Source organism: Streptomyces racemochromogenes, from assembly GCF_039535215.1.
GTDB classification, from domain to species: Bacteria; Actinomycetota; Actinomycetes; order Streptomycetales; family Streptomycetaceae; genus Streptomyces; species Streptomyces racemochromogenes.
Genome location: NZ_BAAAWT010000001.1, coordinates 5847813 through 5859877 on the forward strand (window position 1 = coordinate 5847813; position 12065 = coordinate 5859877).

A 12065-nucleotide genomic window follows, 5' to 3' on the forward strand; every position below is an offset into this window, starting at 1 on the left:
CCCACGGGGGGCGCCCCAACAAGAGGGGAAAGCAGGCAATGAGTCTGAACGTGAAGGAACGCCGGAACAAGACGGCCACCGTGCTCGTCGCGACCGGAGAGATCAACAGCGAGACCTCCGGCACCCTGCTGGAGTCCCTGCTGCCGCTGGTCCGCGAGGGCCGGCCGCTGCGGATCGACCTGACCGCCGTCACCTACGTCTCCAGCGCCGGGCTGCGCACGCTGCTCGTCGTCTACCGCGAGGCGCAGCACGCCGGGGTCGCGGTCACCCTGTACGGGGTGAGCGAGGAAGTCCGGTTCGTCATGTCGGCCACCGGGTTCCTCGACTTCTTCGAGACCGGCGAGGCGGCCGCGACCAGGGCCAGGGCAGCGCGATGAGCGAGGCCCGTTCCGATCAGGTGCTGCGCGTGGACGCGTACCCGACCCACGAGGTGGGCGGGTACCGCGTCCGCGCGGGCAAGCCGTTCCCCTTCGGGGCCAACGTGGTCCCCGGCGGGGTCAGTTTCTCCGTCTTCTCCGACCAGGCGACCTCCATGACGCTGGTCATCTACAAGCGCGGAGAGCCCGAGCCGATGGCCGAGCTGGAATTCCCCGAGGAGTTCCGCACCGGCAGCGTCTTCGCCATGACGGTCTTCGGCCTCGACCACGAGAACATCGAGTACGGGTACCGGGCCGACGGCCCCTACGACCCGGCCAGCGGCCACCGCTTCGACGCCCGGCAGGTCCTCTCCGACCCCTACGCCCGGCTGATCGCCGGCCGTGACGTGTGGGGCGTGGAACCGGACCGCAGCCGCGGCTACCAGTACCGCTCGCGGGTCTGCCTCCAGGACTTCGACTGGGGCGACGACACCCCGCTGCGGATCCCCGCCGAGGACCTCGTCGTGTACGAGACCCACGTGCGCGGCTTCACCCGGCACCCCTCCTCGCAGGTCACGGCCCCCGGCACGTTCGCGGGGCTGCGGGAGAAGATCCCGTACCTGAAGGAGCTCGGGATCAACTGCATCGAGCTGCTGCCCGTCTTCGAGTTCGACGAGAGCGACAACCCGCGCAGCAACCCGGAGACCGGCGAGAAGCTCTACGACTACTGGGGCTACAACACCGTCTCCTTCTTCGCGCCGAAGGCCGGCTACGCGGCCACCGGACGCTACGGGATGCAGGGCGACGAGTTCCGCACCCTGATCAAGGACCTGCACGCGGCCGGCATCGAGGTCATCCTCGACGTCGTCTTCAACCACACCGCCGAGGGCAACGAGCAGGGCCCCACCATCTCCTTCAAGGGCCTGGACAACGCCACGTACTACATGCTCACGCCCGAGGGGTACTACTTCAACTTCAGCGGCACCGGCAACACGGTCAACTGCAACCACCCCGTGGTCCGCAACTACGTCCTGGACTGCCTGCGCCACTGGGTCGCCGACTACCACATCGACGGCTTCCGCTTCGACCTCGCGGCGATCCTCGGCCGGGACCTGGACGGCACCCCGCTGCCCAACCCGCCGCTGCTGGAGATGCTGGCCTTCGACCCGGTGCTGCGGCACACCAAGCTCATCGCCGAGGCCTGGGACGCCGGCGGCCTCTACGAGGTCGGCAACTTCCCGGCGTACGGGCGCTGGGCCGAGTGGAACGGGAAGTACCGCGACACCGTCCGCCGCTTCCTCAAGGGCGACCCCGGTGTCACGGGCGAGCTGGCCACCCGGATCGCGGGCTCGCCCGACCTCTACTCCAGCCGGGGGACGTCGGCCTCCGTCAACTTCCTGACGGCGCACGACGGCTTCAGCCTGGCCGACCTGGTCTCGTACAACGACAAGCACAACGAGGCCAACGGCGAGGGCAACGGCGACGGCGCCAACGACAACAACAGCTGGAACTGCGGGGTGGAGGGGCCCACCGACGACCCCGAGGTCAACGCGCTGCGGCTGCGCCAGATGAAGAACGCCCTCGCGATCCTCCTCACCAGCCAGGGCATCCCGATGCTGCTGTCCGGGGACGAGGTCGCGCGGACCCAGCAGGGCAACAACAACACGTACTGCCAGGACAACGAACTGTCCTGGTTCGACTGGGACCAGGTCGACCAGAACGCCGAACTGCTGCGCTTCACGCGCCAGTTGATCGCCTTCCGCAAACACCACCGCGAGCTGCGCTCCACCTCGCACCCCACCGGACGGCTCCGGGACGGCCTCGGCCTGCCCGACATCAGCTGGCACGGGGAGCGGGCCTGGCAGCCCGACTGGTCGGCGGACGGCCGGCTCCTGGCGGTGGCCCGCTGCGGCACCGGCGACCAGGACGTGGTGTACGTGGCCATGAACTCCCACTGGGAGGCGCACGACCTGGAACTGCCCGCCCTGCCCGGCGGCCGCAGCTGGCACCTGTTCGCCGACACCGGCGCCGAGGCACCGCACGACATCCGCACGCCGGGCGCGGAACAGGAGCTCGACAACGCCGGCAAGTACCTGATCGGCCCGCGCTCGGTCGTGATCCTGGTCGGCCGCGCGACCGGACCCGAACCCGGGGACGACTGAACCGCCCAGACCGAAGGAGACTGACATGCCGCTTTCCGTGTCCCTGAGCATCGAGGGCGACACCACCGTGATCGAACTGACGGGCGAGCTGGACGCCAAGACCGCCCCCGAGTTCCACCAGACGATCGAGAAGGCCGCCGGGCACGGCACCGCCACCGTGGAGATCCGGATGGCCGGGGTCGGCTACATGGCCAGCGCCGGCCTGCGCTCCCTGGTCTTCGCCCAGCAGAAGGTCGGGGGCGAGGTCACCATCAAGGTGACCGGCGCCATCGAGCCCGTCGCCCGGACCATCCGTACGGCGGGGCTCGACCGCAGCATCGTCCTCTCCGATGACTGAGCACGACCTGCGGAACGGTGACTGAGATGGTGGAACTGGCGAGGAAGCCCGTTGTGCTGGACGTGCCCGCGACGGTGGGGGCACTGGGCGAGATCGCCGCGTTCGTCCTGAGGCTGGCCGGCCGGGCGGGCCTCGGCAAGGGGGCCACCTACCGGATCCGGCTGGCCGTGGACGAGCTGGCCACCAACATCGTGATGCACGGGTACCGGGGCGGCGGCGGACGGATCACCGTCCGCGGCCGCGCCGGCCCCGACGGGGTGCGGATCGTCATCGAGGACACCGCCCCCGCGTTCGACCCCGTCGCCGGCCGCCTGCCCCCCGCCCCCGGGATCCCCCCGGAACGGCGGCGGGTCGGAGGCCTCGGCATCCACCTGGCCCTGACCAGCGTGGACTCGTACGCCTATGCCCGCAGGGACGGCCGCAACATCAGCACGCTGACCGTGAAGGCCGATGAGGGGACGGACGCATGCCCTCCACGACCGTGATCATCCTGGACGTGTACCCGCCGCCGCCCATCGAACTGCTGGACGCGCTGCGGCGGATGGACGCCGAGCTCGTCCCCCGCACCCTGGGGGAACTCCTGCGCGGCCGCCTCGAACTGCTGCCCGCCGCGGACGTGCTGCTCGCCCCGGCCGAAGCCGACGGGGAGGCCGTACGCAGCGCGGTGCGCCGGCTGCGGCGCTGGGCCGGCGCGCCCATCGTCGTCGTCTGGACCGTCCGGGACTTCGCCGCCCTGGAGCGGCACGTCCGCCTCGGTCACGACTACCTCGTCCCGCCCTTCCTGCCCGCCCTCGTCGGAGCCCGGGTGCACAGCTGCAGCGAACGGGCCGGACTCGGCCGCACCCTGCGCGAGGCCGACGCCCGCGCCGAACTCATGGGGTACGAGAAGGAGCTGGAGATCGGCCGCGAGATCCAGGCCGGCTTCCTGCCCGAGGCCCTGCCCGTACCCGACGGCTGGGAGATCGACGTCCGCTTCCGGCCGGCCCGGCAGGTCGCCGGGGACTTCTACGACGTCTTCGAGCTGTCCCGGGGCCGGCGCCTCGCCGTGGTCGTCGCCGACGTCTGCGACAAGGGAGTCGGCGCCGCCCTGTTCATGGCCCTCATCCGCTCCCTGCTGCGCCACACCGCCGAGAACAGCGGACTCCAGCACCTGATGGCCGCCGGCCGCACCGGCGGCAGCCGCCGCACCCCGGTCGTCGGCGCCACCCCGCTGCTCAACGCGGTCACCGCCACCAACGGCTACCTCACCCGCAACCACCTGCGGCAGGGCTACTTCGCCACCCTGTTCTTCGGCGTCCTGGACCCGCTGACCGGCAGCCTCGTCTACATCAACGGCGGCCACAACCCGCCCCTGCTCCTCTCCGGCGACGGCTCCGTGCCCCGGGCCCTGGACGTCACGGGACCCGCGGTCGGGGTGCTGCCCGACTGCGTCTACACCCTCGGCTACGCCCAGTTGAACCCGGGCGACACCCTCTTCGTGTTCACCGACGGAGTACCCGAGGCCCGCTGCCCCGACGGCAGCTTCCTCGGTGACGAGAGGATGCTGGAACTGCTCGCCGGCCCCCCGGCGAGCGGCCGGGACGCGGTCGACCTGATGGACCGGGCGGTGCGCGAGCACACCGGCACCGCCGAACAGCACGACGACGTCACCATGCTGGCCGTGCACCGGCCGCGTGCGGCGCGGGGGCCGCACGCGGACGACACCGGCTACCGGGTGGTGGCGTGATGACCCGGACCATCGTGGTGCACTCGCACCGCGGCGGCACCGGCAAGTCCGCGGTGCTGGCGAACCTCGCGCTGCTGCTGGCGGCCGCGGGGCGCCGGGTGGGGATGGTCGACACCGACCTCCAGTCACCCACCCTGGACCAGCTGTTCCGGCTGGGTCCCGGCACCGGCTCGCTGGCCGACTACCTGCTCGGCCGCTGCGAGATCGAGACCGCGGCCCGGGACACCGCCGTGCCCGGGCTGTACGTCGTACCGGCCCGGACCGGGACGGCGGCCCTGCGGGAGCTCATGACCACAGGGTACGACGTGGGACTGCTCCCGGAGGGGTTCGACCGGCTGGCGGAGAGCCACGCGCTCGACTTCCTGCTGCTCGACACGCACGCCGGGCTCAACAACGAGTCGGTGACCGCCATGGGCAGCGCCGACATCGTAATGATCATGGCAAGGGCCGACCGGGTCGACCTCTCCGGAGCGGAGGAGACCATCGCCCTGGCCGGGCGGCTGGCCTGCCGGCGGGCCCTGGTGCTGAGCATGGCACCCGAGGGCGTGGACCGGCGGGAAGTGGCCCGCAGGGCCGAGGAGGTATACGGCGCCCCCCTGGCCGGAATTCTCCCGTACGTTCCGGAAATGGCGGCCCTCTACGGAGAGCGCATATTCGCGGAAGCCCTTCCCGACCACCCCCTGGTCGGTGAATTCCGCACGATCCTCACCGCGTTGGGCGCACGTGACGAAGTATCGCGGGCCTGACGCAGTCCTCTTACGCCCCTCGCGAAGGGGCGTGTTGAATCGGCAGCGATCCAGAACAAGGAGAGAATCATGAGGATTCTCGTCGTCGTGACGGCGAAGGCCACCCTCCACCTGCTGGACGGGGAACAGCACCCCTCGGGATTCTGGGCCGAGGAATTCGCCGTTCCCTACACCCTCTTCCGATCGGCCGGACACACCGTCGACGTGGCGACGATCGGCGGCCGGGTCCCCACGGTCGACCAGACCAGCATCGACCCCGACTTCCTGAGGTGGGTCCGCCCCGAGGGCTCCCCGGACGAGGACGCGGCCAACGCCGCCGAGTACGTCCGCGTCATCGAGCAGGCCCCCCAGCTGAAGAACCCCCTCGCGGTCGAGTCCCTCGGCGAGAAGGACGTCGCCGAGTACGACGGCATCTACATCAGCGGCGGCCACGGAGCCATCGGCGACCTACCCAAGTCCGACGAACTGGCGCAGCTGCTGCGCTGGGCCATCGGCCAGGACAAGCCGATCGCCACCGTCTGCCACGGGCACACCGCACTGCTGTCCCTGCGGGACGGCGAGGGCCACTGGCCCTTCGAGGGATACCGCATGACGGCCTTCTCGCACGACGAGGAACTGGTCACCAACATGGCCGGCCGGCTCCCGCTGATCCTGGAGGCCGAGCTGACCAGACTCGGCGCCCGGTACGAGAAGGCCGACGCGATCTGGGACTCGCACGTCGTCGTGGACCGCAGGCTCACGACCGGTCAGAACCCCTACTCCTCCAAGGCCCTCGCCGAGACCTTCTTGCGGCAGCTCGCCGAGGGCTAGCCCCCGCCACACCGGAAGGTGCAGCCATGACCAAGCGCGTGCTCAGCGACCACCCCCTGGCCAACCCCGGGAAGCTGTTCATCGGCGGCCAATGGGTCCCCGCCCGGGACGGCCGTACGGAACCGGACATCAGCCCGATCGACGGCCAGGAGGTCGTGCCGGTCGCCCAGGCCGCCGCGACCGACGCGGACGCCGCCGTCGCGGCCGCCCGCGCGGCCTACGAGGAAGGCCCGTGGAGCCGGCTGTCCGCCCAGGAGCGCGCGCTGCGGCTGAACCGCGTCGGTGAGCTGATCGAACGGGACCTGGAGGAGATAGCCCTGCTGGAGACGGTGGACATGGGCAAGCCGTTCGCCTTCTCCAGCACCGTCGACGCACCCATGGCCGCCCAGCTGATGCACTACTACGCCGGCGCGGTCACCCGGGTCGACGGCTCCTCCCGGGCACCCGCCGGCGGACAGCTCGCCTACACCCTGCGCGAACCCCTCGGCGTGGTCTGCGCCATCACCCCCTTCAACTTCCCGCTCCTGCTCTCCATGACCAAGATCGCCCCGGCCCTCGCGGCCGGGAACACGGTCGTCCACAAACCCTCCCCGGCCACCCCGCTCACCGCCCTGAAGATCGCCGAGCTCTTCCAGGAAGCGGAGATCCCCGACGGCGTCCTCAACGTCGTCACCGGTCCCGGAGTCGAGCTGGGGGAAACCCTCACCGGCCACCCCGGCATCGACAAGATCGCCTTCACCGGCTCCACCGCGGTCGGCCAGTCGATCATCCGCAAGTCCGCGGGCACCCTGAAGAAGGTCACGATGGAACTCGGCGGCAAGTCCGCCAACATCGTCTTCGCCGACGCCGACCTCGACGCCGCCGAGGAGCTCGCCTTCTTCGGCATCTACTACAACAAGGGCGAGATCTGCACCGCCGGCTCCCGCCTCCTGCTCCAGCGCCCCGTCCACGACGAGCTGGTCGAACGCCTGGTCCGCCGGGCCGCCGCCCTCAAGCCCGGCGACCCGCGCGACCCCGAGACCCTCTTCGGCCCGCTCGCCCACCGCGCCCAGTTCGACAAGGTCAGCTCCTACATCGAGGTCGGCGAGAAGGAAGGCGCCCTGCTGCGCACCGGAGGCACCGGCTGGACCCCCGAAGGGGCCTCCAGCCAGGGCCTGTACTTCCTGCCCACCGTCTTCACCGGCGTCGACAACGGCATGCGGATCGCCCAGGAGGAGATCTTCGGCCCGGTCCTGTCGATCATCCCCTTCGACACCGAGGAGGACGCCGTACGCATCGCCAACGACAGCGCGTACGGCCTCGCCGCCGGGGTCCACACCAAGGACCTGCGGCGGGCCCACCGGGTCGCCTCCCAGATCAAGGCCGGGACGGTCTGGGTCAACTGCTACAACCAGTACGACCCCTCGGTGCCCTACGGCGGCTACAAGGCCTCCGGCTACGGGCGCGAGTGCGGACCGGAATCCCTGGAGAGCTACACCCAGACCAAGTCGGTCTGGATCGGCATGGACTGACACCCCACCATCGAGGAGCCACTCATGCGGACAGGCGTCATCGGCACCGGCCGGATCGGCTCGGCCCTCGCGAGGATCCTCGTGGCCGCCGGCCACCCGGTCGTCCTCGCCAACGCCACCGGGCCGGACTCACTGGCCCCGCTCCTGGCCGAACTCGGCCCCGCCGCCACCGCGGCGCACCCCGTCGAGGCGGCGGGCGAGGCCGACCTGCTGGTGCTGATGGTGCCCTTCGCCGGAGTGCGCGGGCTGCTGCCCCCGCACGTCGTGCAGGACAAGGTGCTGGTGGACGCCACCAACGCGTTCAGCGGCCCCGGCACCCCCGCCGACCTCGGCGGCCGCGGATCCAGCGAACTCGTCGCCGAGTGGTACCCCGGCGCCCGGGTCGTGAAGTCCCTGAACACCATGCACTTCGAAACCCTCGCCGTCGCCGGCACCGCCTCCGGCCGCACGGCGTCGGAACGCCTCGCCCACTACACGGCGGGCGACGACCCCAAGGCGAAGGACGTCGTCGCCGGAATCATCACCGACCTCGGATACGCCCCCGTCGACACCGGCCCGCTGCACTCCGGAGGAATCCTCCAGCAGCCCGGCGGTCCCCTCTTCAACCGGTCGCTCACGGAAGCGCAGGCGCTCGCATGGATCTGACGCGCATCGAACTCACCCTGCACGTGAACGGAAGACCCGAGGAGTTCGCGGCCCCGCCGAACGAACTCCTCGTGGAACGGCTCCGCGACGGACTCGGCCTCACCGGCACCAAGGTGGGCTGCGACACCGGCCAGTGCGGGACCTGCGTGGTCCGCCTGGACGGCAGGTCCGTCAAGAGCTGCCTGATCCTCACCGCCTCCGCCGCGGGCTCCGAGGTCACCACCATCGAGGGCGTCACCACCCCCGGCGGAGAGCTGACCGGCCTCCAGGAGGCACTGCGCCAGGAGCACGGAACCCAGTGCGGGTTCTGCACGCCCGGCATGGTGATGGCCCTCGGCGAACTCGTCGAGACCGCGCGCGCCGAGGGCGCCGCCGGCGGCCCGCCCCCCACCGAGCCCGAGATCCGCGAATGGCTCACCGGCAACCTGTGCCGCTGCACCGGTTACCACAGCGTCGTCCGGGGCGTGCAGCGCGCCTGCGCCCCCGCCGAACCCGAGGGGCGGTGACCACGATGACCACCACCACCCCCGCACAGGACTCCCAGGAGCCGGCCGGCGTCCTCGGCCGGCCCCTCGACAGCCGGGAGGACCCCGGGCTGCTGCGCGGCGAAGCCACGTACGTCGCGGACATCGACCTGCCCGGCACCGTCCACATGGCCATCCTGGGCAGCCCGGTCGCCCACGCCAGGATCCTCTCCATCGACACCAAGGCCGCCGAGCAGCTCCCGGGCGTCCTGAAGGCGGCCACCGCCGCCGACTTCCCCGACGTGATGCCGCTGCCCTGCATCTGGATACCGGGCGGGGTCGAGAGCCACTTCCCGCCCCACCCCTACGGCCTGCCCGGCGCCCGTCCGGTGCTCACCGGCGACACCGTCCGCCACGTCGGCGACCCGATCGCCGTCGTCGTCGCCGAGACCCCGCGCCAGGCCGCCGCCGCGCTCGCCGCGATCTCCGTCGAGTACGAGCCGCTGCCCGTCGTCACCCGCGCCGACCACGCCCTCGCCGACGGCGCGCCCCAGCTCCACGAGGCCGTCCCCGGCAACCTGAACGCGTACTGGACCTGCGGGGACAAGGACCGCACCGACGCGGCCGTCGCCGCCGCCGAGGTCACCGTCGAGCTGGACCTGGTCAACCAGCGCACCATCAACAGCCCCATCGAGCCGCGCGGAGCCGTCGGCGTGTACGACCCAGCCACCGGCGAGTACACCCTCCACGCCTCCACCCAGGGCCCGCACAACCACCGCTTCCTGCTCTCCGCGCTGGTCCTCGGCATCCCCTTCAACAAGCTCCGGGTGATCGCCCCGACCGTCGGCGGCAGCTTCGGCACCAAGGGCTACCTCTACCCGGACATGGCGCTGGTCCTGCTGCTGTCCAAGGCCCTCGGCGGCCGCCCCGTCAAATGGGTCGACACCCGCACCGGCCTGATGAACTCCACCGTCCAGGGCCGCGACCACCGCCAGCACGTCACCCTCGCCGGCACCCGCGACGGCCGCATCACCGCCGTGCGCTGCACCAGCTACGCCAACCTCGGCGCCTACCCCTCCACCATCGGCCCCGGAGTCGCCACCGCCCTGATGGGACGCTCCATCAGCGGCATGTACGACATCCCCGCCGCCTTCTGCGAGGTGTACGCGGCCTTCACCAACACCGTCCCGCTCGGTGCCCAGCGCGGCAGCGGGCGCGCCGAGGCCGCCTTCCTGATGGAACGGCTCGTCGACCGCTACGCCGCCGAGATCGGCATGGACCCGGCGGAGGTCCGCCGCCGGAACCTGGTGCCCAAGGAGAAGTTCCCGTACGACAACGGCCTCGGCTGGACCTACGACTCCGGCGACTACCGGCTGAACCTCGACCGGGCCCTCGAACTCTCCGGCTACGCCGGCATGCCCGCCCGCAAGGCCGCCGCCCGCGCCCGCGGCAAGCGCCTCGGCGTCGGCATCGCCACCTACGTCGCCGTCTGCGGCGTCGGCCCCTCCACCCGGATGTCCAAGGAGGGCATGCTCGGCGGCACCTGGGAGAGCGCCAACATCCGCGTGCACCCCACCGGCGAGGTCACCGTCACCGTCGGCTCCGCCTCCACCGGCCAGAGCCACGGCACCGTCTTCGCCCAGGTCGCCGCCGACGAGCTCGGCATCGACCCCGGCCAGGTCCAGGTCCACGAGGGCGACACCCTCAAGGCCCCCTACGGACAGGGCACCTACGGCTCCCGTTCCTACAGCATGGCCGCCCCCGCCATCGCGCTCACCGCCCGCAAGATCAAGGCCAAACTGGTCCGGGCCGGAGCCGTCTTCCTCGGCGTCCCCGAGGACCGGGTCGTCTACGCGGACGGCGGGGTCCACGAGGTGGGCAACCCGGACAACGCCAAGACCTTCGCCGAACTGGCCATGGCCATGTGGTACGGCTGGGGACTGCCCCCCGAGATCGAGCCGGCCCTCGACGAGACCACCCACTTCGACCCGCCGGACTTCAACTACCCCTTCGGCACGCACATCGCCGTCGTCGAGGTCGACGAACTCACCGGCGAGACCGAGGTCGTCGACTACACCGCCGTCGACGACGCCGGAAACATCGGCAACCCGAAGGTGGTCGCCGGCCAGATCGAGGGCAGCATCGTGCACGGCCTCGGCCAGGCCCTGATGGAGGCCGCCGAGTACGACGAGAACGGCGTCCTCGTCAGCTCCGACCTGGAGAGCTACGCCCTGCCCCGCGCCGCCGACGCGCCCTTCTTCACCCTCGGCAGGACCGTCACCCCCTCCCCGCACAACCCGCTCGGCGCCAAGGGCGCCGGGGAGATCGCCACCGTGCCGCCCGCCGCCGCCGTCGTCAACGCCGTCGTCGACGCCCTGTCCGACCTGGGCGTACGGCACATCGACATGCCGCTCACCCCCGAGAAGGTCTGGCGCCGCCTGAGAGGGGAAGCCCCGTGATCCTCACCGAATTCGACTACGTCCGCCCCGCCGCCCTGGACGAGGCACTCGCCCTGCTCGCCGACCCCGCCGCCCGCGTACTGGCCGGCGGACAGAGCCTGCTGCCCGGCCTGCGCACCGGCGCGGAGCGGGCCCGGCTGCTGGTGGACGTCCGGCACCTGGCGGAGCTGCGCGGCGTCGGCCGGGCCGGCGGGTCCCTGCGCATCGGGGCCCTGACCACCCTCGCCGAACTCGCCGCGCACCCGCTGGTGCTCGCCGAGGCACCGGAGCTGGCCGCCGCGGCCCGCGCCAACGGCGACCCCCAGGTCCGCAACCTCGGCACCGCCGGCGGCAACCTGGCCGCCGCCGGACGCGCCACCGACCTGCCCGTGGCGGCCCTGGCCGCCGACGCCCGGGTGGAACTCGCCGGCCCCGCCGGGCGCACCACCGTCACCGCCGAGCGGTTCGCCGCCTCGGGCGTGCCCGCCGGATCGGTGGTCACCGCCCTGCTGGTGCCCGCCGCGGGCCCCGCTGCCGCCTTCGAGAAGGCCGCCGACCGGGCCACCCGCTACCCGCTGTGCGCCGCCGCCGTACGCGTCACCCCCGACGGGCCGCGGATCGCGGTCACCGGAGCCACCCCGCGCCCCCTGCGCCTGCGCGGGGTCGAGGACCGGCTGCGCGGGGGACCGTACACGACCGAGGCGGTGCTGGCGGCCTTCCGAGCCGAGCCCCGGGAGCTGTTCGTACCCGGGCGCGGCACCTCGGCCGAATACCTGGGCCACCTCGCGGGCGTGCTCACCGCCCGCGCGCTGGCCCGGGCGGCCCTGAACACCGCCTGACCGCCCCGGGCGGCCGGGAGGAGGGGAGTTG

At 71.9% G+C, this 12065-nt stretch carries 12 protein-coding genes; all 12 read left to right on the forward strand.

Annotated features, from left to right (window positions below; genetic code table 11):
- Positions 1-38: 38 nt before the first annotated feature.
- The 12 genes from ABD973_RS26960 (at position 39) to ABD973_RS27015 (ending at position 12034) form a co-directional block, all read left to right on the forward strand.
- Entirely contained in the window at positions 39-377 is a 339-nt protein-coding gene (locus ABD973_RS26960; RefSeq protein WP_125595761.1) for an STAS domain-containing protein, read from the forward strand.
- Positions 374-2518 (forward strand): glycogen debranching protein GlgX, encoded by a 2145-nt coding sequence (gene glgX, locus ABD973_RS26965; RefSeq protein WP_345502549.1) that lies wholly within the window; start codon positions 374-376, stop codon positions 2516-2518. The genes ABD973_RS26960 and glgX overlap by 4 nt, the downstream gene beginning before the upstream one ends.
- Before the next feature lie 25 nt (positions 2519-2543).
- Positions 2544-2855 carry an STAS domain-containing protein gene (locus ABD973_RS26970; protein ID WP_125595758.1) on the forward strand — a complete coding sequence of 104 codons (312 nt, stop codon included), beginning with the start codon at positions 2544-2546 and terminating at the stop codon, positions 2853-2855.
- A 26-nt stretch (positions 2856-2881) separates the two neighbouring features.
- Positions 2882-3340 (forward strand): ATP-binding protein, encoded by a 459-nt coding sequence (locus tag ABD973_RS26975; RefSeq protein ID WP_345504754.1) that lies wholly within the window; start codon positions 2882-2884, stop codon positions 3338-3340.
- Positions 3322-4581: a PP2C family protein-serine/threonine phosphatase gene (locus ABD973_RS26980; RefSeq protein WP_345502552.1), complete on the forward strand. Its 1260-nt coding sequence runs from the start codon at positions 3322-3324 to the stop codon at positions 4579-4581. The genes ABD973_RS26975 and ABD973_RS26980 overlap by 19 nt, the downstream gene beginning before the upstream one ends.
- On the forward strand, positions 4581-5327 hold the full coding sequence (locus ABD973_RS26985; RefSeq protein ID WP_125820496.1) for a MinD/ParA family ATP-binding protein: 747 nt from the start codon (positions 4581-4583) through the stop codon (positions 5325-5327). The genes ABD973_RS26980 and ABD973_RS26985 overlap by 1 nt, the downstream gene beginning before the upstream one ends.
- Positions 5328-5396: 69 nt before the next feature.
- Positions 5397-6137, forward strand: coding sequence for a type 1 glutamine amidotransferase domain-containing protein (locus ABD973_RS26990; protein WP_125820495.1), 741 nt, complete (start codon positions 5397-5399; stop codon positions 6135-6137).
- Between the two features lie 26 nt (positions 6138-6163).
- Positions 6164-7648, forward strand: coding sequence for an aldehyde dehydrogenase family protein (locus ABD973_RS26995; protein WP_125600772.1), 1485 nt, complete (start codon positions 6164-6166; stop codon positions 7646-7648).
- 24 nt (positions 7649-7672) lie between these two features.
- On the forward strand, positions 7673-8293 hold the full coding sequence (locus ABD973_RS27000; protein ID WP_345502556.1) for an NADPH-dependent F420 reductase: 621 nt from the start codon (positions 7673-7675) through the stop codon (positions 8291-8293).
- A complete protein-coding gene (locus tag ABD973_RS27005) occupies positions 8284-8799 on the forward strand; it encodes a (2Fe-2S)-binding protein (RefSeq protein WP_125820493.1) in 516 nt (171 codons plus the stop codon). Before ABD973_RS27000 ends, ABD973_RS27005 begins: the two co-directional genes overlap by 10 nt.
- Positions 8800-8804: 5 nt before the next feature.
- Positions 8805-11216, forward strand: coding sequence for a xanthine dehydrogenase family protein molybdopterin-binding subunit (locus tag ABD973_RS27010; protein WP_345502558.1), 2412 nt, complete (start codon positions 8805-8807; stop codon positions 11214-11216).
- Positions 11213-12034 carry an FAD binding domain-containing protein gene (locus ABD973_RS27015; protein ID WP_164720855.1) on the forward strand — a complete coding sequence of 274 codons (822 nt, stop codon included), beginning with the start codon at positions 11213-11215 and terminating at the stop codon, positions 12032-12034. Before ABD973_RS27010 ends, ABD973_RS27015 begins: the two co-directional genes overlap by 4 nt.
- The last annotated feature ends 31 nt before the right edge of the window (positions 12035-12065 follow it).

What these genes read in the sequence shown, in the direction of transcription:
- ABD973_RS27005 (WP_125820493.1), top strand. Translation starts at nt 8,284, where the DNA reads ATGGATCTGACGCGCATCGAACTCACCCTGCACGTGAACGGAAGACCC.
- ABD973_RS26975 (WP_345504754.1), top strand. Translation starts at nt 2,882, where the DNA reads ATGGTGGAACTGGCGAGGAAGCCCGTTGTGCTGGACGTGCCCGCGACG.
- ABD973_RS27000 (WP_345502556.1), top strand. Translation starts at nt 7,673, where the DNA reads ATGCGGACAGGCGTCATCGGCACCGGCCGGATCGGCTCGGCCCTCGCG.
- ABD973_RS26970 (WP_125595758.1), top strand. Translation starts at nt 2,544, where the DNA reads ATGCCGCTTTCCGTGTCCCTGAGCATCGAGGGCGACACCACCGTGATC.
- ABD973_RS26960 (WP_125595761.1), top strand. Translation starts at nt 39, where the DNA reads ATGAGTCTGAACGTGAAGGAACGCCGGAACAAGACGGCCACCGTGCTC.
- ABD973_RS26985 (WP_125820496.1), top strand. Translation starts at nt 4,581, where the DNA reads ATGACCCGGACCATCGTGGTGCACTCGCACCGCGGCGGCACCGGCAAG.
- ABD973_RS26980 (WP_345502552.1), top strand. Translation starts at nt 3,322, where the DNA reads ATGCCCTCCACGACCGTGATCATCCTGGACGTGTACCCGCCGCCGCCC.
- ABD973_RS26995 (WP_125600772.1), top strand. Translation starts at nt 6,164, where the DNA reads ATGACCAAGCGCGTGCTCAGCGACCACCCCCTGGCCAACCCCGGGAAG.
- ABD973_RS27010 (WP_345502558.1), top strand. Translation starts at nt 8,805, where the DNA reads ATGACCACCACCACCCCCGCACAGGACTCCCAGGAGCCGGCCGGCGTC.
- glgX (WP_345502549.1), top strand. Translation starts at nt 374, where the DNA reads ATGAGCGAGGCCCGTTCCGATCAGGTGCTGCGCGTGGACGCGTACCCG.
- ABD973_RS26990 (WP_125820495.1), top strand. Translation starts at nt 5,397, where the DNA reads ATGAGGATTCTCGTCGTCGTGACGGCGAAGGCCACCCTCCACCTGCTG.